The organism is Curtobacterium sp. NPDC089689 (assembly GCF_044749145.1).
Taxonomy (GTDB): Bacteria; Actinomycetota; Actinomycetes; order Actinomycetales; family Microbacteriaceae; genus Curtobacterium.
The window spans coordinates 47,178-71,699 of the sequence record NZ_JBIVHJ010000004.1; the positions used below are offsets into that span (position 1 = coordinate 47,178).

Sequence of the window (24,522 nt, forward strand, 5' to 3'; positions counted from 1 at the left end):
CGACGGCGACGCGGACCGTCGTGGTCAGCGTCCCGAACAATGCATTCCGGTTGCAGGAATACTGAACGGGAATCGGTGGGAAAGCCGCAACCGAATCTCACGAAATGATCACGACGACATTTCCGGCGCATTCTTCGTGCATGATCGGTCCCGCAGCACGTTGCTCCGGCGGCGGGTGGCGGACAACGGCGTCCGGTGCCCGCCGCCGGCAATGCTGTTCCCCACCACGATCTGTCGGCTCGGTCCTGCTACCGCTCCTCGGCCAGGCTGAAGTCCTCGAACGAGAAGCTCGGTGACACGAGGCAGCTCAGCAACACCTCGCCGTCCTGCGGGAGTGTGCGCTGCCAGACACCGCCGCGGACGAAGGCCTGCGCGTCGTTCACCCGGTCACGTCCGGCGTCCGGCCCGAGGGTGATCGTCGCTCCCGGCACCGGTTCGTCACCGTCGCCGCCGAGCTGGAGGTCGACCACGTCGGGTCCGTGCCACATCCAGATCTCGTCGTTCGCCACCCGGTGCCAGGCCGAGGCCTCGCCGGGCGGGAGCAGGAAGTGGATGAGCGTCGCGGCAGGACGTTCCCCCGCCGGGGTCTGGACGGTCGCGGGCGACGTCCACGTGCGGACGTACCAGCCGCCCTCGGGGTGTGGCTCCATGCCGAGGGCGACGGCGCGCTTCGGGACGTCGAGCCACTCGACGAGCTCGCCGGAGACGGTGCGGCGGGCTGCCATGCCGGGTCGGGGTGCGGTCTCGGTCATGCGGGTTCCTCCTGGTGGGACGACGACGGGTGGGACGACGACTGGTGGGACGACGACTGGTGGGACGACGACGGGTGGGACGACGACGGGCGGGTGGGCGACGGGGTCGGCTGCGGTCCGGCCTGCCCGACCAGTGCGCCGTCGACCGCACGCACCACGCCCCGGACGACGGTCGCGACGGCGCGCCCGGCACCGTCCTCCACGAGCTCGGCGAGCGCGTCCGGCACGGTGCGCGCGTCGACGTCGAACACCGCGAGGTCCGCTCGGGCCCCGACGGCGAGGTGCCCGATCCGGTCCGGTCCGACGGCCAGCCCCATCGCGTGCGCGCCGCCGAGGGTCGCCGCGGCGAGCAGCCGCTCGTGCAGGTCGTGCCCGCGGTACCCCTGGGCACGGGCGATCCGGTGCAGCGCGGTGACGTCGGCCATCAGGTCGAGGGACGGCGACGACGACAGCGAGTCGGTGCCGATCGCGATCGGGCTGCCTTCGCGCAGGTAGTCGGCGACGGGCGGCGGGTCGAGCCCGATCACGGCGTTCGACCGGGGGCAGAGTGCGACGGCCGTGCCTCGGGCCCGGAGCAGCGCCCGGTCGGCGGCCGTCATGTAGACGCCGTGCGCGACGTGGCAGTCCGGACCGAGCACACCGAGGCGATCGACGAAGGAGGTCGCGCTGGCACCGAACCCGAGGGCCCGCATCGCACGGAACGAGGGCACGTTCGCGAGGTGCCAGTCCGCGCCGTGCCCGACGCCGACGACCCCGTCGAGTCCCGGGACCGGTTCGATCGCGGTCCGCTCCCCCTCGAAGGCCGCCTCGCCGAGGTGCAGGTGCAGGCGGAGTCCACGCTGCCGGACGATGTCGGGGAGCTCGAGCAGCGGCCCGACGTCGAGCGAGTACGGCGCGTGCGGCGACAGTCCGGCGCCCGGGTCCGTGGGGATCCGGGCGAGTTCGGCGAGCACCTGGTCGCGGCCGTGCTCCTGCCACGCCGCGTTCTCCCAGTCCATCACCTCCCAGTAGGCGATGCCGCCGAGCCCGGCGTCCTCGAGTGCGGTCGCCGCCTCGATGTCGGTGACGACGTCCGCGACGCTCGTCACCCCGGCCAGGAGCGACGCCCGAGCCCCGTCTGCGGCCTCGGCCCGCCAGTCGTGCGGCACCGCGTACTCCGAGTTGAACGCGGCCGCCCAGTCCTCGAAGCCCGCGTACTGCCGGCGCCCGACACTGGACATGCCGGTGTACTGCAGGTGCGTGTGCGCGTTGACGAGCCCGGGCAGGAGCGCGCCTCGCCACCGGCGCTCGGTGGTCGGCACGCCGCTCGCGGCGAGCTGGTCGACGACCCACGAGCGGTCGCCCACGTGCAGGATGCGGTCGCCCTGCACGGCGACCGCACCGTCGGCGATGGGCGGCGCGGTCATCGGGACGACGACCCGTGCGGAGTGGACGACGACGCTCACGACGGGTCCCCGAAACGGTGGGTCCGGACGTCGGGCTCGCGGTCCGCCGGGTGCTCACCCATCCGGCCGGGAGGCGCGGGTCGGGTCCCGAACGCGGCGAGCGCCGTCCGGGCGGTCGCCTCGTCCACCGCGGGGTCGATCGGCACGACCGAACGGTCGAGCTCGTCACCGCGCTCCAGGAGCATGCGGACGGCGCCGAGCTGTGCGGCGAAGGACAGGTCCATGATCTCGACGGGGTTGCCCTCGGCGGCCGTCACGTTGATGCACCCCCCGCGGTCGAGCACGACGACGTGGTGGCCGTCCGGGAACGTGAACCGTTCGACGTCGGGCGCCTCGGTCGCGGGGGTGGCACCGGCGCCGAGGGCGTCCGTGACGGCGATCTCCTGGTCGACCCCGCCCGCGACCGACACGACCGCGCCCGCTGCCGTCGCCCGGAGGACCTCGAGCGAGATCGTGTCGCGGACCCCGGTGGCGCTCACGACGAGGTCGGCGTCCCGGACGGCGTCGGCGAGCGGAGCGACGACGTGCCCGGCGAAGGCGGCCTGCAGGGCTCGGACCGGGTCGGTCTCGGCGACCACGACGGCGAAGCCGAGCGCGCGGAGCACCATCGCGACCCCCTCGCCGACCGGACCGAACCCGGCGACGACGGCCGTGCCTCCCGGGCGGACCCGGTGCGCGCCGGACGGGAGCCGGTCGACCAGGTCGAGCGTCGCGGACACCGTCGACTGCCCGGTGCCGTACCGGTTGTCGAAGAACGTCTTGGTGCGGGCGTCGTTGACGGCGACCACCGGGATGCCCAGGGTGCCGCGCTCGGCCATGGTGCGGAGCGGCCGGAGTCCGCTCGTGGTCTCCTCGGCCGCGCCGAGCATCACGGGGAGCAGGTCCGGCCGTTCCTGGTGGAGCAGGCGGATGACGTGTGAGCCGTCGTCGAGGACGATGTGCGGCGCCGTGTCGAGCATCGCGAGGGCGAGCGTCTTCTGCTCGGCGAGCGACACACCTGCGCGGGCGAACACGGGGAGCCCGGCGGTGCGGAGGACCTCGGCCACGGCGTCGTCGGTCTCGTCGGCGTGGGCGTACACGACGACCTCGGCGCCGGCGTCCCGGAGGAGCAGCGTGAGCACCGCTGTCTTCGGTTCGAGCACCATGGCCACGGCGATGCGGGTGCCGCGCAGCAGTCCTCCGTCCCCGAGCTCGCGCGCCACCGTCCGGGACACCGGCATCCAGCGCCGGGCCCACCGGATGCGGGCCGAGGCGGCCGGGTCGGTCTCGGGGTCGCGGCCGGTCGAGACGAGGAAGACGTCGTCCGACAGCGAGGGCACGCCGAGGACGCCCGGTCGGACGGGGGCGACCGGGCCGAAGGCGTCCTCGTCCACCGCGGGTAGGTGCCTCCCGGCGTCGACCACGACGAGGGCGGCGCCGCGGGGACGGTCGGCCTCGCGCTCGACCGCGAGCGTGGTCTCGGCGGGATCGCCGAGGCACCAGAGCTGGTCGACGGGTTCCTGTTCACCCGCCGGCCGCGCGCCGAGCCCGGTCAGGACCGCGCCGAGGGCCGCGACGTCGGTGGGGTCGCCGCCGACGATGCGGAAGCGGCGCGCGGCGACGAGGAGGTTCGTGGCGGCGGCGAACCGGCGGACGGCTGCGGAGGCCCAGGCGGCCCGCGCGGGGTCGGGTCGCTGCGGCATGGGGACATCGTAGGGCGCGCGGGTGTCGCGCCGGTGCCCGGTGTCAGTGCGCGTGCGGGGGCGGTACTGGTGGCGGGGCCGCGTCGACGGGAGGCCCGTGCACCGATCGTGCTCCCGTCCGACGGAGCGTGTCCCGGTGTGCGCGGGAATGCACTGCGGCCGTCGAGCGTCGTACCCCACATGGCTGAAGCGACGTTCGACAAGGTGACCATGTTCGGCGCGGACTGGTGCCGCGACTGCCGGCGTTCCAAGGCGCTGCTCGACGGACTCGGGATCGACTACGACTACGTGGACGTGGAGGCAGACCTGACCGCTGCCGACCGCGCCGAGGCGATCAGCGGGCGGAAGAACATCCCCGTGGTGGTGCTGCCGAACGGCAAGCACTTCGTGGAGCCGTCGGACGCCGAGCTCCGGGGTGAGTTGGAGGCGTCCGGGCTGGTCTGACCGCCCTCGCGGGGGCTCCCTGGGAGGACGCCGAGCGAGCGGGGAGTTGTCTCTGGTCCTGGTCGCACCCGGTACCCGCCGAGTGGGCCGACCCCCACACAAGGAGGCACACCGTGTTCGGTCTCATCGTCAGCCTGATCATCATCGGACTCATCGCCGGCGCGATCGCGCGCCTGGTCATCCCTGGCAAGCAGAACATCGGCATCCTGATGACGATCGTCCTCGGGATCGTCGGCTCGTTCGTCGGCGGTTTCCTCGGCTACCTGATCTTCAACCACGACGGGAACGACGGGTTCTTCCAGCCCGCCGGCATCATCGGGTCGATCATCGGCGCCATCATCGTGCTGTTCATCTACACGCGGTTCGCCGGGCGCGGAGCGCGTACCCGCTGACGCGGGAACCGGACGGGAGGCACGGTGCGCGTCGGACGCGCACCGTGCCTCCCGTCTGTTCCCTGGCCGTCAATCCGAGGCAGCGAGCCGCCCCATCTCGGCCACCACGTCACGGAGCCGCGTCGCGAGTTCCGCTCGCGACGACACCGCGTACCGGTGCGTCGCCTCGATCACCGCGGCCATGACGAGCGTGACGGCCGTCCGCGCAGTGTCTGCACCGGCCCGTTCGGCGGCGACCTCGGCGACCCGGGCGCGGGCCTCCGACATCCACTGGAGCATCGTCGGGACCATCTCCGGCCGGGCCTGGACGAGCTGCTTCATCCGGCGGCGGTCCTCCGGCAGGGTGACCGTGCGCGCGACGAGGTCGCAGCAGTCCGCGACGAGCGAGCCCGTCCCCGCGAGGAACGCCGCGCGGGCGTCCTCCGGGACCGTCGACGGGCCGAGTCCGAGTGCGGCGTCGCCCTTCGACGGGAAGTAGTTGAAGAACGTGCGGCTCGACACGCCCGCGGCCGCACAGATCTCCTCGACGGTGACCCCTGCCAGCCCGTGTTCGGTCACGAGCTCGAGCGCGGCACCGTGGATGGCGGCGCGGGTCTGCTGCTTCTTCCGCTCGCGCAGGCCGCATGCGCCGGCGTCCGGACCGGAGCCGTCCGCGGTGGTGCGGACGGCTCCGGTCGGGTCAGGCGTCCGTACGGTCGCGCTGGACACTGATCGACCCGGTCGTCGGTGCCGTGGGCGAACCCATGGCGTCGGCTGCACGGACCGCCTGGACCTCGAGGTCGTCAGCGGTGCCGGCGGAGTCGGCCTGTTCCTGGAGCGCCGAGCTCTTCCGGAGCGGCGGCGCCTTGAAGAACCAGCTCAGCACGAACGCGAGCAGGATCACGGCGAACCCGACCCAGTACACGGTCACGGCCGAGGCGTTGAACCCGGTCATGAACGGACGGGTGAGTGCCGGGTCCGCACCGTTGAGGTACGACGTGTCGCTCGTCTCGGAGCTGCTGCTCGAGCCGCTCGACGACGCCTGGTCCTCGATGGTGCTCGACAGCTTCGGGGTGAGCTGGTGGACCCAGTACGAGCGCTGCGAGGCGTCCGCCCAGTCGACGGAGACGGTGCCGTCCTGGACGCTGGCGTGTGCCTTGTCCGCGACCGCGGCGAGGGCCTGCTGCTCGGCGGCAGGCGTGGCCGCGGCGACCTGCTGGTCGATCACGGTCTGCGCCGCCGCTGCCGGCACGGCTCCGGCCGCGACCTGCTGCTGCACGGCCGCCGTCACCTGCTTCGTGACCGCGGCGTCGGCTGCGCTCTTCGCCTGGGTCGATGCGGAGTCGAGCTGCTGCTGCACGTTCTCCTGGACCGGCTCGACGATCGGGTTCCAGATCTGGTCCATCACGTCGTGGTTCGCCTTGGCCGAGGCGACGGTCGGGTTCAGGGCTGCGTCGAGCGCGGAGGACAGGTTCGACCGGTCCGCCGTGGCGTGCAGGATGTTCGTCGGCATGATCGAGAACAGCACGGAGAGCAGCACCGCGGTGCCGAGCGTGCCACCGATCTGCCGGAAGAACGTCGCCGACGAGGTCGCGACACCCATGTCCCGCGGCTGCACCGAGTTCTGCGACGCCAGGGTGATGCTCTGCATGAGCTGGCCGAGGCCGAGCCCGATGAGGAACATGCCGATCATGAGGAACCAGAGCGGCTTGTCGATCGTCATGAACGTCAGCACGACGTAGCCGACCGAGACGAGCGCGGTGCCGATGACGGGGAAGATCCGGTAGCGGCCGGTCTTCGCGACGATCTGGCCGGAGGCGATCGAGGCGATCATGAGCCCGCCGATCATCGGGAGCGTGGCGAACCCGGACTCGGTCGGGGTGAGGCCGGTCACGATCTGCAGGTACAGCGGGATGGTGAGCATCGCGCCGAACATCGCGAACCCGACGAGGAAGCCGAGGCCGGTCGCCATCGAGAAGACACCGGAGCGGAAGAGCTTGAGCGGGATGATCGCGTCGTCCTTCATGAGCGACTCGATCACCAGGAACGCCACGAGCCCGAGTGCACCGATCACGTAGCAGGCGATGGCGGCCGCGGAGCCCCAGCCCCACGTGCGGCCCTGCTCGGCGACGAGCAGCAGCGGCACGAGCGTCACGATGACCGAGGTGGCGCCCCACCAGTCGATGCGCGGCTTCGCCTTGGCGTCGCCGAACTTCGGGAGGTGCAGGAACGCGATCACCATGATGAGCGCGCCGATGCCGATCGGGACGTTCACGAGGAAGACCCAGCGCCAGCCGGTGATCCAGAGGATCTCGTTCGCGCCCGAGAACAGGCCACCGATGAGCGGTCCGATGACGCTCGAGATGCCGAACACCGCGAGGAAGTAGCCCTGGTACTTCGCACGCTCACGCGGAGCGAGGATGTCACCCATGATCGCGAGCGGCAGCGACATCAGCGCACCCGCACCGATGCCCTGGAACGCGCGGAACGCCGCGAGCATGATCATCGACGTCGAGAGCGTCGAGAGCAGCGACCCGAGGATGAACACCGCGATGCCGAAGATGTAGAGCGGCCGGCGGCCGAACACGTCGGAGAGCTTGCCGTAGATCGGCGTCGTGATCGTCGACGCGATGAGGTACGCGGTCGTGACCCAGGCCTGCTGGTCGAGGCCGTGCAGGTCGTCACCGATCGTGCGGATCGCCGTCCCGACGATCGTCTGGTCGAGCGACGACAGGAACATGCCGGCCATCAGGCCGTAGATGACGAGGAGGATCTGCCGGTGCGACATGATCGGCTTCGCCGGCGTGGCCGCCGGAGCCGACGATCGCCCGCGCTGCACCTCGACCGGTGCGGTGGCAGTGGACATCTGGTTCCCAACTCTCAAACTTGCAGACCGCGCAACTTTACATCAGCAGCATCGTTGCTTGCAATGCATGTTTGCCATCGTGCACCTTTGGTGAACGGCTTCTCAGGTAGCGTGGCCGGATGGGGCGGACGAGCTGGACCGGAGTACCGACGACGCTGCGGGCACGGATCGAGGCGGCCCTCGGCAGTCCGGTCGTCCACGCGGTGTCGCAACCCTCGGGGTGGTCGCCCGGGAGCGCCGACCGCGTCGTCACGGCGGACGGCCACCGCGCCTTCGTGAAGAGCGTCGCCCGGTCCCGCAACGGCGACAGCGCCGACATGCACCGCCGCGAGGCGCGGGTGATGGCGGCGATCCCACCCGAGGTGCAGGCACCGCGGTTGATCGCCGCGTTCGACGAGGTGCACGACGGCGACGACTGGGTCGCGCTCGTGCTCGACGACGTCGACGGCCGACACCCGGGTGGCGACGGCCTCGGTGCGGACACCGCCGCCGTCCTCGACGCCCTCGACACGCTGCCGCTCGCCTCCGGGACGCTGACGGGTCTCCCCCGCATCGCCGACGACCTCCGCGACGAGTTCGCCGCATGGGACCGGATGCTCGTCACCGGGCTGGCCCCGGAGGTCCCGGAGGACGTCGCCGCCGCGGCGGACCTCCTCGCGGCGACGGCGCGCGGTGCCGACCGGCTCGTCGACGGCGACCACCTCGTGCACGCCGACTGCCGGGCCGACAACCTCCTGGTGGACGCGGACGGCCTGGTGTGGGTCGTCGACTGGCCCTGGGCGTCCGTCGGGGCGCACTGGCTCGACCCGCTCACCTACCTCCTCGACACCCTGGTCCGCGGTGAGGACGACGACGTCGACCAGTACCTGACCGCGCACCCCGTCTTCGCCGGGCTGGACGGTTCGACGGTCGATGCCGTGCTCGCGGCGCTCGCAGGGCTGTTCCTCGAGAAGGCGGCGCAGCCGGCGCCGCCCGCGATGCCGACGATCCGCGACTTCCAGCGGAGCGAGGGCGTCGCCGCCGCACGCTGGGTGCTCCGCCGCCGGGCCGCGACCCCGCGCTGACCCGAGGGGGACGCCCGCGTCCAGGGTCGGCGGAACGCGGAGCGTACCGTCCACGCCATGACCGAAGAGCACGCACACCACCGTCCCGAGGACGACGCCGCGCGCCTCGGGCTCGTCGTCGTCGGCGAGGCCGCCGCACTGCACGCGGGAGACGACGCATCACTCGACGCGAGCGAGCAGAACATCCGCGACACCGTCGACGACCTGGTCGACGAACCCCTGACCGACCGGCAGGAGGAGATCGTCGAACGCCTTGCCTCGGCGGGCGGCACCCTGACCGCCGGGCTGAGCGGCGCACTGGCCGCGCAGACGGAGCGGAGCGTCGACGACGTCCTCGAGGGCGCCGCGCGCAGCGTCGTGTGGCAGCAGCGGCTGTCGCAGGAGCGCGAGGACGCCGGCCGACAGCACGACCGCTCCGACGATGACGGGCGCCGTGAGGACGGGCGCGGCGAGGACTGACCCCGCCACACCCGTCGTCGGCCCTCAGTCGGCGTCGGCGGCCGCGGGCTCCTGCTCGCGTGCCACAGCGCGCGCTGCGGCCTGACCCGTCGTCGTGCTCTTCACGATGTCGCTCAGCGTGAAGCCGGCGGTCGTCCCGAGGAGTGCGTCGACCTCGCTGAACTGGCTCACGACGCTCTTCGAGAGTGAGCCGGCGCCGTCCGACGACACCACCGTCAGCTTGTCGATGTTGCCCATCGGCGCGGCGAGCTCGCGCGCGATGCTGGGGAGCGTCTCGATCGCCTTGACGCGGAGCACCGCTTCGGAGTGCTGCGCGAGCGCGTCGGCCTGCGCCTTGGTCGCGTCGGCCTCGGCCTGACCCTTGGCCCGGATCGCGTCGGCCGCTGCCTCGCCCTCGGCGCGCGAGGCGTCGGCGGCGAGCTTGCGGGCCTCGGACTCCGCCTGGGCCTCCGCGGCGACGGCCTCGGCGGAGATGCGGCGGGCCTCGGCCTGTGCGCGGGCCGTCTCGACCTGGGCACCGGCGGCGGCTTCGGCCTCGAGCCGGGTCTTGCGGGCGTTCGCCTCGGCCACGGCGGTGACCTCGGACTCGAGCTCGGCGCGACGGAGCTCGGCTCGCTTCTGCGCCGTCAGCTGCTCCTGCTCCACGACGCCCTGGGCGGCGCGGGCGTGCGCGAGCGGTCCCGCCGCAGCGGCTTCGGCCGAGGCCCGATCGGAGTCGAGCTGGAGGGCGGCTCGGCGGATCGCGAGGGCGTTCTCGGCCTCGGCGATCGCCTGGTCCGCGCGGGCACGGGCCTCACGGGCTTCGCGGTCGGCCTGCGCCTCAGCGTTCTCGGCCTCGAGCCGGACACGGGCGCGCTCGGCACGACCGAGGTCGCTGATGTACTCGTTGCGGTCCGAGATGCCCTTGATCTCGAACGAGTCGACGTCGAGGCCCTGGCTGTGCAGGGCGTCCTTCGCGACGTCGAGGACCGCGACCGTCAGCTGGTCGCGGTTGCGGATGATCGTCGACACATCGGTCGCGCCGATCGAGGCGCGGAGCGAACCCGACAGGACCTCGCGCGCGAAGTCGTCGATCTTCTTCTCCTGGCCGAGGAAGCGCTGCGCCGCGGCACGGATGGAGGCGTCCGCCTCGCCCACCTTGACGAGCGCCACCGCCTCGACGTCGATCGTGACGCCGCGGGAGTCCTGCGCGTTGACGTTGATGTCGATCGCCCGCGAGCTCAGCGACAGCTTCGCGACCCGCTCGAAGAACGGGCGGACGAGCACGCCGGCGCCGAGGACGACCTTGATGCCGGACTCGACGGTCTCGGTGCCGTCGGCGTTCTTCACCTTGCGCGACCGCTTGCCGGTGATGATGAGCGCCTCGTCCGCACCGGCGTTGCGGTAGACGAGCTTGGCGTAGACGAGCACGATCACCGCGAGGACGATCACGCCCACGATGACCAGCGGGACGGCGCCGAGTGCGAACAGGACTTCCATGTCTCCCCCTCACGGAAGCCGCCGTCCGGCGGGCGCCGAACCGGGATTCCGCATGTGTTGTTCTGTTCGCCCCACCCTACCGGGCCGCATCGACGGACGGGAGGCGCGGTGCAGGACGGACCTGCACCGCGCCTCCCGGCCGGCGTCGCGTCAGCGCGCTGACGTCACGATCCCCCCGCACCGTCCGGGGCGCCCGACCCGGTGCGGACCTGCGTGACCGCGGCCGTCGGGTTCATCCCCTTCTTCTTCATCGCGCGCGCACGCTCGCCCGCCGAGCGGAGCCGTGGGTTGACGTACTCGTCGATGCCGAAGTTGATGAGCGACAGCGCCACGCCGAGCAGCGCGATGCAGAGGCCGGCGGGGACGTACCACCACCAGTAGTCCGGGAACGCGTTGTTCTGCTGCGCCCAGAACAGGATCGTGCCCCAGTTGAGGTTCGACACCGGGATGACCCCGATGAACGCGAGTGTCGTCAGACCGAGGACGGCCGCGGTCATCGTCCCGACGAAGCTCGACGCGATGATCGCCATGAGGTTCGGCAGCATCTCGACGAGGATGATGCGGTGCAGCGGTTCGCCGTTCGCCCTCGCGGCCTGGATGAAGTCCCGGTTGCGGAGCGACATCGTCTGGGCGCGGAGCACGCGGGCACCCCACGCCCACCCGGTGAAGCCGAGCACGGCGGCGACGACCCAGAGCGGCGGGTCCTGGAACTGCGACGCGACGATGATCATGAGCGGCAGGCCCGGGATCACGAGGAACACGTTGGACAGTGCCGACAGCGACTCGCTCTTCCACCCGCGGAGGTAGCCCGCGGTGACGCCGACCGCGATCGCGACGACGGTCGCCATGATGGTCGCGAGGAAGCCCACGACGAGCACGCCACGCGTGCCGTAGACGAGCTGGCTGAACACGTCCTGCCCGATGTGCGTCGTCCCGAGCAGGTGCTGGAACGACGGGGGCTGGAGCGTCGCGTCGAGGTTCTGTGCGTTCGGGTCGTCCGGCGCGATGAGCGGTGCGGACACCGCGACGATCGCGAACACCCCGAGGATGACGAGGCCCGTGGCGGACTTCGGGTTGCTGAACATCGCCATGGAGGCACGGAGCTGCGACCAGAAGGTGCGGTCACCTCCGCGCGCGGTGCGTCCGGAGGGCTCGTCGGTGACGACCGCCGCGGTCTCCGGGGCACCGGCACCGACGGGGTTGATCAGGATCGGCGTCTTCTCGGTGGTCATGGTCAGGACTCCGTCTGGCGGGTGCGGGGATCGAGGATGGCGTACGCGACGTCGGCGACGACGTTCGCGACGAGGACGGCCAGCACGAGCACGAGGAAGATCCCCTGCATGAGCGCATAGTCCTTGGCGTTCGTGGCGTTGAGGAGCAGCAGGCCGATGCCGGGGTAGGAGAACACCATCTCCATGACGAGCGTCCCGCCGACGATGAAGCCGATCGCGAGGGCGAAGCTCTGGATCTGCGGGAGGACGGCGTTCCGCGCGGCGTACTTCCAGAGGACGCGACGGTTCGGCATGCCCTTCGCCTGCGCGACGGTGATGTAGTCCTCGTCGAGCACGGTCAGCATCATGTTGCGCATCCCGAGGACCCACCCGCCGAGCGAGACGATGACGATCGTGACGACGGGCAGGACCGCGTGCGACACGACCTCGCTGATGAACGGGCCGTTCCAGCCGGGTTCCACCCCGATCTCGTAGGCGTGCCCGGCGGGGAACCACCCGAGCGCGGTCGAGAACACCGCGATGAAGATCAGGCCGAGCCAGAAGTACGGCACGGTCCCGAGGAACGTCGTCACCGGGACGAGCGCGTCGAGTCGACTGCCTCGGCGCCACCCGATGACCGCGCCGACGGCGGTGCCGGTGAGGAACGAGATGATCGTCGCGACACCGACCAGGCCGAGGGTCCACGGCAGCGCGGAGGCGATGGCCTCGCCGACCGGGGCGAGCCCGGTCGAGATCGAGATGCCGAGGTTGCCGTGCAGGAGCATGTCCCAGTAGTCCACGTACTGCTGCCACAGCGGCACGGTCTTGTCGAGGCCGAACAGCGCACGGAGCGCCTTCTCGGCATCCGGGGTGATCTGCCCCTGGCTCCTGGCCATGAACGCCTGCACCGCGTCGCCCTTGAGCATGCGCGGGAGGAAGAAGTTCAGCGTGATCGCCGCCCACAGCGTGAACAGGTAGAACAGCACGCGCCCGCCGATGAACCGCCACGGCACGCGCCGTCCCTGCCCGTCGGCCGCGGCCGCGGTGGTGCCGACGAGGGTCGGGTCGACCGGTGCCGGATCAGCCGGCGTCTGGACCTGGGCGCTCACCGCGCACCTCCTGCGTTCTGTGCTGCCAGCGAGCCGTCCGTCGGCCGCTGCTCCGCGAGCGTCCGGAAGTGGAGCTCGGGGTCGGGTGATGCGGCGCGGAGCTCCCGCGTGTAGGGGTCCTGCGGGTTCAGGATCACGTCGTCGGCGGGCCCCTGCTCGACGACCCGGCCCTGGTTGAGCACCATGATCTCGTCGCTGAAGTGTCGTGCGGTCGCCAGGTCGTGCGTGATGTAGAGGACGCCGAGGCCCTCCTCGCGCTGGAGTTCCGCGAGCAGGCCGAGCACACCGAGCCGGATCGACACGTCGAGCATGGACACGGGTTCGTCGGCGACGAGGAGCGACGGCCGGGACGCCAACGCGCGGGCGATCGCGACGCGCTGCCGTTGACCGCCGGAGAGCTCGTGCGGACGACGGTCGATCACGGCGTCCGCGTCGAGCCGGACCCGCTCGAGCAGCCGCCGGACCTCGGCGTCGACGTCCCGGGACGGGACGACGTGGTCGAGCCGGAGCGGGCGCTCCACGTGGTGTCGGATGGAGTGGTACGGGTTCAGCGAGGCGAACGGGTCCTGGAACACCATCCGCAGCTGCTGCCGGTACTTCCGGAGGCCCTTCCCGAAGGTCGGGACGGGCTTGCCGTCGAGGAGCACGGTGCCGCTCGTCGGTCGTTCGAGCTGGGTCAGGATCTTGGCGATCGTGGACTTGCCGCTGCCGGACTGTCCGACGAGGCCGAGCGTCTGTCCCGACGACAGGGTGAAGCTCACCGCGTCCAGAGCACGGAGCTGGCCGGACCCTCGGACGTTGTAGGTCTTGGTGACGGTGCGGAACTCGAGGGTCGTCATCGCGCGACCACCCCTTTCTCGCCGGTGAGGCGCGGGAACGACGCGAGGAGTCGCTGGGTGTAGGGGTGCTGCGGGTCGTTCCAGATCCGCTCGGCGTTCGCCAGCTCGACGATCTCGCCCTCGCGCATGATCGCGATGCGGTCGCTGATCTCGAGCAGGAGCGGCAGGTCGTGGGTGATGAACACGACCGAGAAGCCGAACTCGTGCCGGAGCTGCGAGATCTGCTTGAGGATCTCGCGCTGCACGAGCACGTCGAGCGCGGTCGTCGGTTCGTCCATCACCATGAGCTGCGGTCGGAGGGCGAGCGCCATCGCGATCATCACCCGCTGCCGCATGCCGCCGGAGAGCTCGTGCGGGTAGGAGCGCCGGCGGGCTCCCCCGACCTTGACGATCTCGAGCAGTTCGACGACGGCACGGCGCCGCTCGGCCCGGCTCAGGTCTGGTCGGTGCACCTCGAAGACGTCCTCGAGCTGCGAGCCGATCGTGGCGACCGGGTTGAGGGCGTTCATCGCGCCCTGGAACACCATCGAGATCTTGTCCCAGCGGAACCGGCGCATGGCTTCCGCGTCGAGGGCGTTGAGGTCGACGTCCGTGCCGTCCGCGTCGTGGAACGTGACGGAGCCGCTCGTGATGACCGCCGGTGAACGGAGGAGTCGCTGGACGCCGTACGCCAGCGTCGTCTTGCCGCAGCCGCTCTCGCCGGCGAGGCCGACGATCTCGCCCCTGCCGATCTCGAGGTCGACGTTCTTGACGGCCCGGACCGGTGGGTCCACGTCGTACACGACGGAGAAGTCGCGCACGGACAGGAGTGTTCCTGACATGCTCTGGTCGCTTTCTCGTTCGCCGGAGGCGGGGCGGCGCCGCTGCCTCGGCGCCGCCCCGGGTTCTTCGGATGGACTACTTCTCGACGGGCTTCAGGTTCATGAGCACCTGCACGGCCTGCGGTGTCGTCGGGTCGGCCGTCGCGTAGGGGTCGTCCTCGCTCGGCCAGCCCGTGAACTCGCGGGTGTTGTACTCACCGAGCTGCGGGTGCGTCCCGATCGGGATGGCGGGCACCTCGTCGACGAAGATCGTCTGGATCTGGTCGAGCAGCTTCGTGCGCGTCGCGTCGTCGGTGGCGTTGGCGTACTCCTTGAGCAGCTTGGTCGCCTCGGGGTTGTCGTACCGGCCGAAGTTGTCGGCGACCTGGCCGCCGTGCTCCTGCTCGAGGTACGAGCCGTTCATCGTGTCGTCGTAGATGTGCCAGGGGTTCGACCCGGAGCCCGTCCAGTGCAACGCGGCGTCGAAGTTGCCGGTCGCGATGTTCGAGGTCCAGGTGTCGGCGTCGGGCGTGGACACCTTGACGTCGGCACCGAGGGTCTTCTTCACCTGCGTCGCGATGAGCTGGATGCCGGTGACGTAGTCGTTCCAGCCCTGCGGGTTCTGCAGGGTGAAGGACACGGCCTTGCCCGACGGGTCCGTCAGCGCGCCGCTCTTCCAGGTGTACCCGGCGTCGGTCAGCACCTTCTTGGCGCCCTCGACGTCGATCGAGAACTCCTTGTCCTTGTACTGGTCCGCGATGTACTGGTCACCGGTCGGCTGCGGGATGCCCGTGACGTTCTTGAGCTCGGGTCCGGCGTTGCTGCGGGCCTTCTCGGCGTGGGCCTTGCGGTCGACGACCATGTTGACGGCCTTGCGGAACGCGACGTTGTCGAACGGCGCCTTCGTGGTGTTCACCGTGATCATGTCCGGGCTGAGGATGTTTGCTCCCCAGAAGACGTTGTGCTTCGGGTCCTTGTCGACGTAGTTCTTCTGGAAGTCGGTGATGAAGATCTGCGCCCAGTCGGTCTCGCCGTTCTGCAGACCGCGGAGGAGACCGGTGTTGTCGTTGTACTCGAGGTACTTGAGCTGCGCGACGGGCACCTTGCCGCCCCAGTAGTCCGAGCGGGCCTTGAGCACGACGCCCTGCGACGAGAACGTCGAGATCGTGTAGGGACCGGTCCCGACGGCGTCCTTGACGGCGTCCTTCGTCGGGTCCTCGATGTCCTTCCAGACGTGCTCGGGGACGATGCTCACCTGGAGGACGTCGCCCTGCTTGACGAACTTCGACTCGCCGAACTCGAGGACGACGTTCCCGCCCTCCTTCTCGACGCTCGTGAGCTTCATGCCGGCGAGGTCGAGGGCGGGGTTGTCCTTGATGAGGTTGTACGTGTAGACGATGTCGTCGGCCGTGAAGGGCTTGCCGTCGCTCCACTTCACGCCGGAACGCGGGGTCACCGTGAGCTGCGTGTAGGCCTTGTTCCACTCGACCTTCGAGGCGAGCCACGGGGTGGTCTCGTTCTTCCCGACCGGGTTCACCATGGCGAGCGGCTCGAAGATCATCCGGTCGTACCCGAGCGACATCCCCGAGCCGGTGCTGATGAAGGGGTTGTTGATCTGCGTGGCGAGGACGGCTGACCCGTCGGGCTTCGCGATCGTCAGGGACGAGCCGGCCGAGCCGCCGGACCCGCCGCCCTGTCCATTGCTCGCACAGCCGGTGAGCGCCAGGGCGCCGAGCGCCACGACGGCCGTGGCCGTGATCAGGTGTTTGGTCAGCTTCATTGCTTCTTCCTCCGGGAACGACGTTGTTTCCGCGGCCTGGCCTCCCAGGCGACTGCGGCCGAACCTAACCTGCTTACTGACCAGAAAGCAAGTAACGATTCACACCGGTGTTACGCTCCCGTCCCAGGCACCGAGCGAGAGAGTGGCGCCATGACGACAGCTGCGAACAGCACCGGCGCGCGGCCCGAGACCGAGCGGAAGCGCCGCGACATCCTGCGCGCGGCAGCGGAGACGTTCGGAGCGAAGGGCTCGACCAACGGCACGCTCGCGGACATCGCCGAGCAGGTGGGCATGACCCACGCCGGCGTGCTCCACCACTTCGGATCGAAGCAGAACCTGCTGCTCGAGGTGCTCCGGTTCCGCGACCGGGACGACGTCGCGCACCTCGACGACCAGCAGATGCCGGGAGGCCCCGGCCTCTTCATGCACCTCGCCGGGACGGCTCTCCGGAACAGCCAGCGCGCCGGGATCGTCCAGGTGTTCACGGTGCTGTCCGCGGAGTCCGTGACGGACGGCCACCCGGCCCGCGACTACTTCGAGCACCGGTACCGCACCCTGCGGGCCGACGTCGAAGGCGCGTTCCGGGAGCTCTGCGCGGACGAGGGGGTGACGGACCCCGTCGCGGTCGACCACGCCGCAGCGGCGATCCTGGCGGTCATGGACGGACTGCAGCTGCAGTGGCTCCTCGAGCCGGCGGCGGTTGACCTCGCCGCGGCGAGCGAGTTCGCCATCCAGGCGATCGTGAACGAGGTGCTGCGACCCGGTCCGTCGGTCGCGTCCCACACGGCTGGATGACGGACTGGAGGCACGGTGCGGGCCCGCACCGTGCCTCCCGTCCGTCAGATGGACGCGTCTACCGCGCGTCGACGGTCGCCCGCCACCAGTCGTCGAAGGGGGTCGCCGGGACGGCGCGCTTGTGCGCGGTCGCGCGGTAGCGCGACTCGATCGCCTCCGCGACCTCGTCCGGCACGTCGTGCCCCTGCAGGTACGCGTCGATCTCGGCGTAGGTGAGCCCGAGGTTCGCCTCGTCGGTCTGTCCGGGCAGGTCGTCGAGCAGGTCCGCGGTCGGTGCCTTCTCGTACAGGCGGGCCGGGGCTCCGAGGAACTCGAGGAGCTGGCGCCCCTGGCTCTTCGTCAGGCCGGTCAGCGGGGTGAGGTCCACGCCACCGTCGCCGTACTTCGTGAAGAATCCGGTCACGGCCTCGGCCGCGTGGTCGGTCCCCACGACGAGGAGCCCGCGCTGCCCGGCGACGGCGTACTGGGCGACCATGCGCATCCGGGCCTTCACGTTGCCCTTGACGAAGTCGCTCAGCTCGACGCCGGAGGCCAGGGTGTCCTGGACGACCCCGTCGACACCGTGCTCGATGTTGACCGTGATGCCGGGCTCGGCGCCGATGAACCGAAGGGCGAGCTGCGCATCGTCCTCGTCGGCCTGCACGCGGTACGGCATGCGCACGGTCGTGAAGGTGACGTCGTGGCCCTCGGACCGGAGCGACTCGACGGCGAGCTGCGAGAGCTTGCCGGCGAGGGTGGAGTCCTGTCCGCCGCTGATCGCGAGGAGGTAGCCCTTCGCGCCGGTGGTCAGCAGGTAGTCACGCAGGAACCCGACCCGACGGTCGATCTCCTGCTGCGGGTCGATGGTCGGCTGGACGTCGAGGTCCGCCGCGATCTGGGCTTGGAGTTCACGCACGGAGCCAGTATCCCCCGTGCGGGCCTCAGCGGACAGGTGTCGCCTGGTCGGGACGGATGGTGTTGTCGTGGTCGGCACCGATCGCACACGTGCAGACGACCGACAGGGTCTCGGACGGCGCGTGGGTCAGCCGGAAACGTTCCACGTGGGGCGGCCCGACGTGGCGGTCGAGCGGGTGGGTGTCGTGGTCGTGCACGGTGCTCCTCATCGGTGGGACGGCGTCGTGCGGCAGGGAGGGTGCCCGCCGATGGTGACGCCGGTGCGGTGGTGACCCGATCACCACCGCACCGGCGTGGGAGGCCGCGACCCGAACGCGCCACCTCCCGGGAGTGCGCGGGTGCCGGCTACCCTGACCGGCACCCGCGCGGGTCGCGTGTCGTCTACGCCGTGCGGCGGAGGCGACGAGCGAGGAGCGTGCCGCCACCGGCGGCGAGGAGCAGACCGGCGATCAGCATGATCGGCAGGAGCTCGGCGCCGGTGTAGGCGAGCGAGCCGCCACCACTGCCGGCACCCGGGCCGACGCCGGCGCCGGGGCCGTCACCGCCCGGGCCGCCCGGCGTGCCGGGGGCGCCCGGGTCGGTCGGGTCGGTCGGGTCGGTCGGGTCGGTCGGGTCGGTCGGGTCGACCGGAGCCGCGGCCACCGCGAAGGTGACCGAGTCCGGGTCGCTCACGAGCGTGCCGATGGTCTCGACCGCGACGGCCTCGTGGTCACCGACGGCGACGTCCGGGAACGTCACGGTCCAGGTGCCGTCCTCGTCGGTGACCGTGGACTGCGTGCCGTCCTCGTCGCCGTCGAGCGTCACGTCGACGTCCGAGCCGGGCTCCGCGGTGCCGCTGACCGGCACGTCGGTCGTGTCGCCCTCGGTCGGGACGGTGACCTCGGTGCCGTCCTCCGGGTCAGTGATGGCGATGCCGGCGAAGGCGTCGGCCTGCACGGTCGCGGTCGCGATGTCGACCGTCGCCGCGTCGGCCGCGGGGAGCAGCTCGATGCGGACGGCACGGACCGTGGTGGCACCGGTGGCGTCACCGTCCGGGTCGCTGAACGCCGGGGCGGTCTGCGAGTTGACCGTGATCGCGACGAGCTGGTTGAGCGCGCCGAGCAGCGGGTCGAGCGCCGTGACGACGTCTTCGAGCGTGTCGACCACGCCGGTCAGCGCACCGGCGAGGAACTCCTCGGTCAGGACGCCGCCGACCGCGGTGGGCACGACCGGCAGGAGCAGCGTCTCGACGATGCCGTCGAGTGCATCTCCGAGCCCCGGGACGTTCGCGACAACGAGGGCTCCGGTGCCCACGACGTCTGCCTCGATCCCGGCCGACGAGCCGTCGCGCAACGCGCCGAGCGATGCGTCGAACGTGATGTCGAGACCGGCGTCAGCGCCGAGCACCGTGGCGTCCGTCGCGAGGGCGACGGTGACCGTGGCTGCGTCGAGGGCGTCCTCGACGGCCGAGCTGATCAGTGCCGGCACCTCCGTAGTGAGGATGTCGGCGATGTCCGCCTCGATCTGCTCGTTGATGATCGCGCTCGCGAGCAGCCGGGTGTTCGGCTGCTGCTCGTTGAGCGTGTACAGGTCGTCGAGGTCGATCGTGATCGTGCCGGTCGACAGGTCGATCGTGACCGCCCCTGACGTGATCGGGGCTTCGGTGACCGACGACACGGCCTGTGCGAGATCGACGTTCGCGGTGACCGTCGCAGTGGTGTCGCCGACCGTGATGCCGGGAACGGCACTCAGCGCGTCGGTGAGGTCGTCGGTGACGGCGCCGGTGAGGGCGGTCGTGAGGCCACCGGCCCCGAGGGCGGTGTTCACGGTGCCACTCGCGGTGTCGAGGGTCGTGGAGAGGGCCTCGGTGAGGTCGGCGACCGCCGGGCTCACGACGGACACGTCCGCGCTGGCCACCTGGTAGTCGGTGCTGACGTCGGCACCCTCGAAGGTGCGGGTCGCCTCGGCCCGCGCGGAGAGCGCCCCGAGGTCGACGGACGCCTCCTCGATCAGCCCGTCGAGGTCGAGTCCGTCGAGCAGCGGCGTCAGGTCGACCCTCGCGCCGTCGCTGCCGGGAGCGCCGACCTGGATCGCCCCGTTGCCCGACACCGCTCCGGCCGCAGCGACGGCTCCGGTCGTCGACGTCGAGGAGTACTGCCCGACGACACCGACGTCCACGAGCCCGTTGGCCCCGAGGAGCGGGATGCCGTTCGGCGCGTTCACGCCGATGGTGTTGAGGACGTCGAGGTCGAGCGGGTTCGACCCGCCGTCGGCGGCGCCGCCGGGAGCGGTCGCACCGTACGACCCGGCGAGCGCCGCGATCGTGTCGAGGTCGACGGTGCCGCTGCCCGCGAGCAGGCGGCCCTCGGCCTGGGTGACGTCGGTGGCGGCCGCGTTCGCGGGGAGCGCCGCACCGCCGATGATGACCGCGGCCACCGTGGCCGTGGCGCCCGCGCGCAGCGCGAAGCGTGTTGCTGTGGATGGCATTGTGCCTCTTCCTCCGGCGGATCCCTCCGCCGCTGATCCATCCCCGGGTGGTTGGTCCGGGGATCCGACGAGACCGCTGGTGGGGCGGTCTCGGAGTCACGTGTGCGCGTCGAGCTGCGCGCGGACGGGCTTCAGCGGATCGCGTCACCTCCGTGGATGAAGGGTGGGACGCCGGCGCTCACGCAGGACTGCACGCGTCGTGCGGTCGCGGAGTCGTTCCGGTCCATCCCTGATCCCCCTCGGGTGTGCACGGCTTCGCCGTCGTGCTGAGGACTGCGCGCGGGTGGTTGATCCGCGCTCCCTGAACAACCTACAAGGAAGCGCCCACACTCTGGCGATACCCCCGTTCGGGGGCGGCCGAGCAGCCGTTGACAGTTAGAGGTCGAACAGTTAGAGTTCTGACCATGACGCAGCAGGCTCCGCAGTTCGACACCCCGCTCCAGCTCATGCGCTGGATCGGGTGGGCACAGCGCAAGGCCGCCGAGGAGTGGGTGCGCGACCGCGACCTCACGCAGGAGCAGTCCTTCGTGCTCGGGTACCTGCAGCGTTCGCCCGGCGCCATCCAGCGCGAGCTCGCCGAGGTCACCCGGACCAGTGCCGCAAGCGTCTCGAGCCTCCTGCAGGGACTCGAGCGCCGCGGACTCGTCGAGCGGCGCGCCGACGTGGAGAACGCACGGACGAAGCGGGTCCACGCCACCGAGGCCGGCGCCGCCCTCATCGCCGGCTTCGAGGACGCCATGTACGCCCTCGACGACGAGATCCTCGCACCACTGACCCCCGACGAGCGCACCACCCTGCACAACCTCCTGCGCAAGGTGACCGCAGCCCTGCCGGAGCCCACCCGGTAACGCGCCACGGGCCTCCCGACCGGAGGCACCCAGCACAGCGACGGCGACCGCCGGCCGCTGTCCCCGTCGCGCCCCGACACCCGTCGGCGCGACCGCCCGCGCCCCGACACCCGTCGGCGCGACCGCCCGCGCCCCGACGCTCGTCGGTGCGCCCCCGCACGCCGTGCCGACGACCGTCGGCGCGCGCTCCGCCCTGCCCAGAAGGAGGCAGCCATGAGCACCACCACGCAGCCCGACCACGTCGCCGACCGGAACCGCTGGTACCTGTCCGCCGCTCCGATCATCCGCGCCCTCGTCCACCTCTGCGTGCCGATGGCCGCCGCGATGGTCGTCAGCGCTGTCTACAACGTCGTCAACGCGGGCTTCGTCGGCTCGCAGCACGACACGTCCCTGCTCGCCGCGATCACCTTCGGCACCCCACTCCTCGGCCTGGTCATGGCCGTCGGCGGCGTGTTCGGCGTCGGCGGCAGCGCGCTGATGTCCCGGATGCTCGGTGCTTCCGAGCACGACCCGGCCAGGGCACAGGACATCAAGCGCGTCGCGGCGTTCTCACTCTGGGGCGCCGTGGCCACCGGCGCGGTGCTCGGTGCCGTCGGGCTCCTCCTGCTGCACCCGCTCGTCGCGCTGCTCGGCGCCGACGCTCCGGCCGCCCCTGCCACGAGCGCGTACGTCGCCGTGATGCTCGCGTTCGTCCCGGCGCTCGCCGCGTCCTTCGCACTCGAGCAGATCGTCCGCTCGGAGGGCGCCGCTCGGCAGGCGATGATCGGGCTCGTCCTGTCGACCCTCGGCAACCTGGTCTTCGACGTGCTCTTCATCCTCGTGCTGCACTGGGGTGTGGCCGGCGCCGCGCTCGCGGTGGGCTTCGGCAACCTCGTCGCGATCGGCTACTGGGTGACCTGGCTCCAGCGGCACAGCGCGAACGTCAGCTTCGCGCCGCGGTGGTTCACGCTGCGCGGCGACGTCGTGCGGCCGGTCCTCGGCATCGGCGCGGGCGAGCTGCTGCAGTCGGCGTTCCTCATCGTCACGACGCTCGTCCTGAACAACCTCGCGAGCGCGTACGGGGACGACCCGCTCGCGGCGATGGGCGTCGCGGTCCGCATCGCCCAGGTCCCGGAGTTCCTCGTCATGGGGATCACGATCGGCGTGCTGCCGCTCCTCGCGTACGCCTTCGGCAAGGGCGACGCGGCGCGGCTCCGCTCGGCACTCCGCGCGGCGGCGCTGGCGGTCGGTGCGATCGTGCTCGTGTTCTCCGGCACCGTGTTCGTGTTCCGCGAGCAGGTCTTCACGGTCTTCTCGGGCGACCACGCCGTGCTCGCGATCGGCGTGACGATCCTCACGGCGCAGCTGGTCGCTACGATCGTCAACGGGTTCACCGGGCTGCTGACGTCCCTGTTCCAGGCGACCGGGATGGTCGCTCCGGCCATGACGCTCTCGCTGGCCCAGGGAGTGCTGTTCATCCCGATCGTGTTCGTCGGGAACCTGTGGTTCGGGCTCGCCGGGATCATCTGGGCGCTCACCGTGACCGAGGTCCTCGTGTTCGCCGCGGCGCTCGTGCTGTGGGCGGTGTCCCGGGCACGGATCGCCCGAGGCCTCGCCGAGGGGTCGCCGGAACGCGCGGAGGCGGCGCTCGTCGAGTCGGCTGCCTGAGCGGCAGGCCGGCCGGACCACCGGACGGGAGGCCCGTGGCGGCGGCGCCTCGGGCCTCCTGTCCGGTGGTCCCCACGTCGGGCGCGGGGCGCTCCGCCGATCAGCACGTGGCGGATCACCCCGCGATGCTGGTCCGGGCTCCGCGCGACGTACGTCCTGCACGGTGTCCGTTGCGGACCCTGTGCGTCGCGGTCAGCGCACCGGCGGGAGGGTCGCGACCGAGACGCCGACCGCCGAGGCCACCTCGCGGACGCGCTGGTCGAGCTCCTCGCCACGGAGGTGCTTCGGGAATCCGAACACGACGCGGTAGGCCGGCACGTCGATCCACACCGGCGCGTTCGGGTCGCCCGCGAGGACCCGGATCGCGTCGACCCGTCCGAACGCGTACCGACCGACGGCCTTCGCGTCGCCGCTCGCCACCGAGACGACCGCGGCGCGCGGGATGCCGACGAGGAGCGTCGGGGTCGATCCGCCGGAGTACAGGCCGATGCCGTTGCCGTCCGCGACGAGGGTGCCGTAGCCGCGCCGGGGCACCGACTCCCGGGGCAGGCCGAGGGCGCCGGCCGCCCAGTCGATCTGCTTCCCGAGGTCACGGCTGACCCGCACCGGTACGAGGTGGGCGCCGGGGTGCCGAGCGACGAGCGCCTGCTCGCGGCGCCGGGTGTGCGCGTGGTACGCGAGGTTGATCACCTCGACGATCACGAAGAAGAGCGCCGCGAACCCGAGGAGGCTCAGGACGATGCCCTCGGTGCTCATCCCCTCCTCGTGCTCCCGGTACGCGAGCAGGCCGAAGCGCAGCACCAGGTACCCGACCAGCACGACCAGACCGATCACGCCCCCACGGCGTCGTCCGTTGTTCCCCATCGCGCCAGACTAGGGCCGCCGCCGGGCGGGGCAGGCGTTGCTGCACGCTCCCTCAGCCGCGGCGGACGCGAAGACCGTCGAGCAGCACGCGCACCATCGGGTTCGGCGTGCCGTCGGCCGCGGGCGCCCGGTGGCTGAGATCGCCGATGGCCTGCAGGAGCTCCACCGCGTCGACGTCGGTGCGGACCTCCCCCGTGGCGATCGCCGCGTCGAGGAGCTCGCGCACCACGTGCCCGAGCCGGTCGACGAAGTACCCCGGCAGCGCGTCGAACGCCGGATCCCCGGAGTGCAGCGCCGACGAGAGCCCCTGCTTCGTCGCCACGAACCGGGTGAACCGGGTGACCCAGCGGTCGAGGGCCTCCCCCGGCGGGTACGCCGCGCGCAGACGGTCGGCCTCGGCGGCGGTGTCGTCGATCTCCGACGTGAAGACGGCGGCGACGAGGTCCGCGCGCTGCGGGAAGTGCCGGTAGAGCGTGCCGACGCCGACGCCGGCCTCGGCAGCGACCTCGCGCACGGGGGCGTCGACCCCGGACCGGGCGAACACCGTCCGGGCTGCCTGCAGGATCGCGTCGACGTTCTGGCGGGCGTCGGCGCGCAGGCGACGCGGTTCGGCGGTCGGCACAACACACCCCTTGCGTAAGCGGAACAATGTTCCGTATGGTGATCGACATCAGCGGAACGCTGTTCCGGATACGAGACTACAGGAG

At 71.3% G+C, this 24,522-nt stretch carries 23 protein-coding genes; 7 read left to right on the forward strand and 16 right to left on the reverse strand.

Features of this window, described 5'->3' with window-relative positions:
• Window positions 1-248 precede the first annotated feature (248 nt).
• Genes ACIPYW_RS15050 through ACIPYW_RS15060 form a run of 3 tightly spaced genes read right to left on the reverse strand, consistent with a single transcriptional unit; the run spans window position 249 to window position 3,879 of the window.
• Window positions 249-752, reverse strand: coding sequence for a cupin domain-containing protein (locus ACIPYW_RS15050; protein WP_400414917.1), 504 nt, complete (start codon window positions 750-752; stop codon window positions 249-251).
• Window positions 749-2,197, reverse strand: coding sequence for an amidohydrolase family protein (locus ACIPYW_RS15055; RefSeq protein ID WP_400414920.1), 1,449 nt, complete (start codon window positions 2,195-2,197; stop codon window positions 749-751). The genes ACIPYW_RS15050 and ACIPYW_RS15055 overlap by 4 nt, the downstream gene beginning before the upstream one ends.
• Window positions 2,194-3,879 (reverse strand): adenosylhomocysteinase, encoded by a 1,686-nt coding sequence (locus ACIPYW_RS15060; protein WP_400414921.1) that lies wholly within the window; start codon window positions 3,877-3,879, stop codon window positions 2,194-2,196. The genes ACIPYW_RS15055 and ACIPYW_RS15060 overlap by 4 nt, the downstream gene beginning before the upstream one ends.
• A gap of 180 nt (window positions 3,880-4,059) precedes the next feature.
• On the opposite strand from ACIPYW_RS15060, the gene ACIPYW_RS15065 reads away from it, so the two are divergent.
• The gene (locus ACIPYW_RS15065; RefSeq protein ID WP_290133759.1) at window positions 4,060-4,323 is read left to right on the forward strand and encodes a glutaredoxin family protein; all 264 of its coding nucleotides are present in this window, start codon (window positions 4,060-4,062) and stop codon (window positions 4,321-4,323) included.
• A 113-nt stretch (window positions 4,324-4,436) separates the two neighbouring features.
• Window positions 4,437-4,715: a GlsB/YeaQ/YmgE family stress response membrane protein gene (locus ACIPYW_RS15070; RefSeq protein ID WP_290133758.1), complete on the forward strand. Its 279-nt coding sequence runs from the start codon at window positions 4,437-4,439 to the stop codon at window positions 4,713-4,715.
• Between the two features lie 69 nt (window positions 4,716-4,784).
• Here the strand turns inward: ACIPYW_RS15070 and ACIPYW_RS15075 are convergent, their stop codons facing one another.
• Both ACIPYW_RS15075 and ACIPYW_RS15080 read right to left on the reverse strand, forming a co-directional pair.
• Window positions 4,785-5,423, reverse strand: a complete 639-nt coding sequence (locus ACIPYW_RS15075) for a TetR family transcriptional regulator (protein ID WP_400414924.1) — start codon at window positions 5,421-5,423, stop codon at window positions 4,785-4,787.
• Window positions 5,395-7,560: an MDR family MFS transporter gene (locus ACIPYW_RS15080; RefSeq protein ID WP_400414928.1), complete on the reverse strand. Its 2,166-nt coding sequence runs from the start codon at window positions 7,558-7,560 to the stop codon at window positions 5,395-5,397. The genes ACIPYW_RS15075 and ACIPYW_RS15080 overlap by 29 nt, the downstream gene beginning before the upstream one ends.
• Before the next feature lie 119 nt (window positions 7,561-7,679).
• Here ACIPYW_RS15080 and ACIPYW_RS15085 point away from each other — a divergent pair, with 119 nt between their 5' ends.
• Together ACIPYW_RS15085 and ACIPYW_RS15090 are read left to right on the forward strand one after the other, a co-directional pair.
• Window positions 7,680-8,624 (forward strand): phosphotransferase, encoded by a 945-nt coding sequence (locus tag ACIPYW_RS15085; RefSeq protein WP_400414929.1) that lies wholly within the window; start codon window positions 7,680-7,682, stop codon window positions 8,622-8,624.
• Window positions 8,625-8,681: 57 nt separating this feature from the next.
• A complete protein-coding gene (locus tag ACIPYW_RS15090; protein WP_400414931.1) occupies window positions 8,682-9,083 on the forward strand; it encodes a hypothetical protein in 402 nt (133 codons plus the stop codon).
• Between the two features lie 24 nt (window positions 9,084-9,107).
• Here the strand turns inward: ACIPYW_RS15090 and ACIPYW_RS15095 are convergent, their stop codons facing one another.
• The 6 genes from ACIPYW_RS15095 to ACIPYW_RS15120 form a co-directional block, all read right to left on the reverse strand.
• The gene (locus ACIPYW_RS15095; RefSeq protein WP_400414933.1) at window positions 9,108-10,562 is read right to left on the reverse strand and encodes an SPFH domain-containing protein; all 1,455 of its coding nucleotides are present in this window, start codon (window positions 10,560-10,562) and stop codon (window positions 9,108-9,110) included.
• 164 nt (window positions 10,563-10,726) lie between these two features.
• Complete coding sequence (locus tag ACIPYW_RS15100) at window positions 10,727-11,794, reverse strand: ABC transporter permease (RefSeq protein ID WP_400414935.1); 1,068 nt, start codon at window positions 11,792-11,794, stop codon at window positions 10,727-10,729.
• 2 nt (window positions 11,795-11,796) lie between these two features.
• Complete coding sequence (locus tag ACIPYW_RS15105; protein WP_400414937.1) at window positions 11,797-12,882, reverse strand: ABC transporter permease; 1,086 nt, start codon at window positions 12,880-12,882, stop codon at window positions 11,797-11,799.
• A complete protein-coding gene (locus tag ACIPYW_RS15110; RefSeq protein WP_400414939.1) occupies window positions 12,879-13,721 on the reverse strand; it encodes an ABC transporter ATP-binding protein in 843 nt (280 codons plus the stop codon). The genes ACIPYW_RS15105 and ACIPYW_RS15110 overlap by 4 nt, the downstream gene beginning before the upstream one ends.
• Window positions 13,718-14,542 (reverse strand): ABC transporter ATP-binding protein, encoded by an 825-nt coding sequence (locus ACIPYW_RS15115; RefSeq protein WP_400414941.1) that lies wholly within the window; start codon window positions 14,540-14,542, stop codon window positions 13,718-13,720. The genes ACIPYW_RS15110 and ACIPYW_RS15115 overlap by 4 nt, the downstream gene beginning before the upstream one ends.
• A gap of 76 nt (window positions 14,543-14,618) precedes the next feature.
• Window positions 14,619-16,301: an ABC transporter substrate-binding protein gene (locus ACIPYW_RS15120; RefSeq protein WP_400414944.1), complete on the reverse strand. Its 1,683-nt coding sequence runs from the start codon at window positions 16,299-16,301 to the stop codon at window positions 14,619-14,621.
• Window positions 16,302-16,451: 150 nt separating this feature from the next.
• Here ACIPYW_RS15120 and ACIPYW_RS15125 point away from each other — a divergent pair, with 150 nt between their 5' ends.
• Window positions 16,452-17,096, forward strand: coding sequence for a TetR/AcrR family transcriptional regulator (locus tag ACIPYW_RS15125; protein WP_400414945.1), 645 nt, complete (start codon window positions 16,452-16,454; stop codon window positions 17,094-17,096).
• A gap of 58 nt (window positions 17,097-17,154) precedes the next feature.
• Here ACIPYW_RS15125 and nadE read toward each other — a convergent pair whose 3' ends face one another.
• From nadE to ACIPYW_RS15140, 3 genes are all read right to left on the reverse strand, one after another.
• Entirely contained in the window at window positions 17,155-17,991 is an 837-nt protein-coding gene (nadE, locus tag ACIPYW_RS15130; RefSeq protein ID WP_400414947.1) for an ammonia-dependent NAD(+) synthetase, read from the reverse strand.
• A gap of 25 nt (window positions 17,992-18,016) precedes the next feature.
• Window positions 18,017-18,187, reverse strand: coding sequence for a hypothetical protein (locus ACIPYW_RS15135; RefSeq protein WP_400414949.1), 171 nt, complete (start codon window positions 18,185-18,187; stop codon window positions 18,017-18,019).
• Between the two features lie 184 nt (window positions 18,188-18,371).
• Window positions 18,372-20,456 (reverse strand): choice-of-anchor G family protein, encoded by a 2,085-nt coding sequence (locus ACIPYW_RS15140; protein ID WP_400414951.1) that lies wholly within the window; start codon window positions 20,454-20,456, stop codon window positions 18,372-18,374.
• Between the two features lie 404 nt (window positions 20,457-20,860).
• Between ACIPYW_RS15140 and ACIPYW_RS15145 the strand changes: the two genes are divergently transcribed.
• Both ACIPYW_RS15145 and ACIPYW_RS15150 read left to right on the forward strand, forming a co-directional pair.
• Window positions 20,861-21,304 carry a MarR family winged helix-turn-helix transcriptional regulator gene (locus ACIPYW_RS15145; protein WP_400414952.1) on the forward strand — a complete coding sequence of 148 codons (444 nt, stop codon included), beginning with the start codon at window positions 20,861-20,863 and terminating at the stop codon, window positions 21,302-21,304.
• A gap of 213 nt (window positions 21,305-21,517) precedes the next feature.
• Entirely contained in the window at window positions 21,518-22,951 is a 1,434-nt protein-coding gene (locus ACIPYW_RS15150) for an MATE family efflux transporter (RefSeq protein ID WP_400414954.1), read from the forward strand.
• A gap of 192 nt (window positions 22,952-23,143) precedes the next feature.
• Here the strand turns inward: ACIPYW_RS15150 and ACIPYW_RS15155 are convergent, their stop codons facing one another.
• Together ACIPYW_RS15155 and ACIPYW_RS15160 are read right to left on the reverse strand one after the other, a co-directional pair.
• Window positions 23,144-23,815, reverse strand: coding sequence for a hypothetical protein (locus tag ACIPYW_RS15155; protein ID WP_400414956.1), 672 nt, complete (start codon window positions 23,813-23,815; stop codon window positions 23,144-23,146).
• A gap of 52 nt (window positions 23,816-23,867) precedes the next feature.
• A complete protein-coding gene (locus tag ACIPYW_RS15160) occupies window positions 23,868-24,437 on the reverse strand; it encodes a TetR/AcrR family transcriptional regulator (protein ID WP_400414958.1) in 570 nt (189 codons plus the stop codon).
• Between the last annotated feature and the right edge of the window lie 85 nt (window positions 24,438-24,522).

Excerpts from the sequence above, each read along its gene's own strand:
- ACIPYW_RS15050 (WP_400414917.1), bottom strand. The coding sequence starts at position 752 with ATGACCGAGACCGCACCCCGACCCGGCATGGCAGCCCGCCGCACCGTC.
- ACIPYW_RS15060 (WP_400414921.1), bottom strand. The coding sequence starts at position 3,879 with ATGCCGCAGCGACCCGACCCCGCGCGGGCCGCCTGGGCCTCCGCAGCC.
- ACIPYW_RS15065 (WP_290133759.1), top strand. The coding sequence starts at position 4,060 with ATGGCTGAAGCGACGTTCGACAAGGTGACCATGTTCGGCGCGGACTGG.
- ACIPYW_RS15080 (WP_400414928.1), bottom strand. The coding sequence starts at position 7,560 with ATGTCCACTGCCACCGCACCGGTCGAGGTGCAGCGCGGGCGATCGTCG.
- ACIPYW_RS15085 (WP_400414929.1), top strand. The coding sequence starts at position 7,680 with ATGGGGCGGACGAGCTGGACCGGAGTACCGACGACGCTGCGGGCACGG.
- ACIPYW_RS15090 (WP_400414931.1), top strand. The coding sequence starts at position 8,682 with ATGACCGAAGAGCACGCACACCACCGTCCCGAGGACGACGCCGCGCGC.
- ACIPYW_RS15095 (WP_400414933.1), bottom strand. The coding sequence starts at position 10,562 with ATGGAAGTCCTGTTCGCACTCGGCGCCGTCCCGCTGGTCATCGTGGGC.
- ACIPYW_RS15100 (WP_400414935.1), bottom strand. The coding sequence starts at position 11,794 with ATGACCACCGAGAAGACGCCGATCCTGATCAACCCCGTCGGTGCCGGT.
- ACIPYW_RS15110 (WP_400414939.1), bottom strand. The coding sequence starts at position 13,721 with ATGACGACCCTCGAGTTCCGCACCGTCACCAAGACCTACAACGTCCGA.
- ACIPYW_RS15115 (WP_400414941.1), bottom strand. The coding sequence starts at position 14,542 with ATGTCAGGAACACTCCTGTCCGTGCGCGACTTCTCCGTCGTGTACGAC.
- ACIPYW_RS15120 (WP_400414944.1), bottom strand. The coding sequence starts at position 16,301 with ATGAAGCTGACCAAACACCTGATCACGGCCACGGCCGTCGTGGCGCTC.
- ACIPYW_RS15125 (WP_400414945.1), top strand. The coding sequence starts at position 16,452 with ATGACGACAGCTGCGAACAGCACCGGCGCGCGGCCCGAGACCGAGCGG.
- ACIPYW_RS15140 (WP_400414951.1), bottom strand. The coding sequence starts at position 20,456 with ATGCCATCCACAGCAACACGCTTCGCGCTGCGCGCGGGCGCCACGGCC.
- ACIPYW_RS15145 (WP_400414952.1), top strand. The coding sequence starts at position 20,861 with ATGACGCAGCAGGCTCCGCAGTTCGACACCCCGCTCCAGCTCATGCGC.
- ACIPYW_RS15150 (WP_400414954.1), top strand. The coding sequence starts at position 21,518 with ATGAGCACCACCACGCAGCCCGACCACGTCGCCGACCGGAACCGCTGG.
- ACIPYW_RS15155 (WP_400414956.1), bottom strand. The coding sequence starts at position 23,815 with ATGGGGAACAACGGACGACGCCGTGGGGGCGTGATCGGTCTGGTCGTG.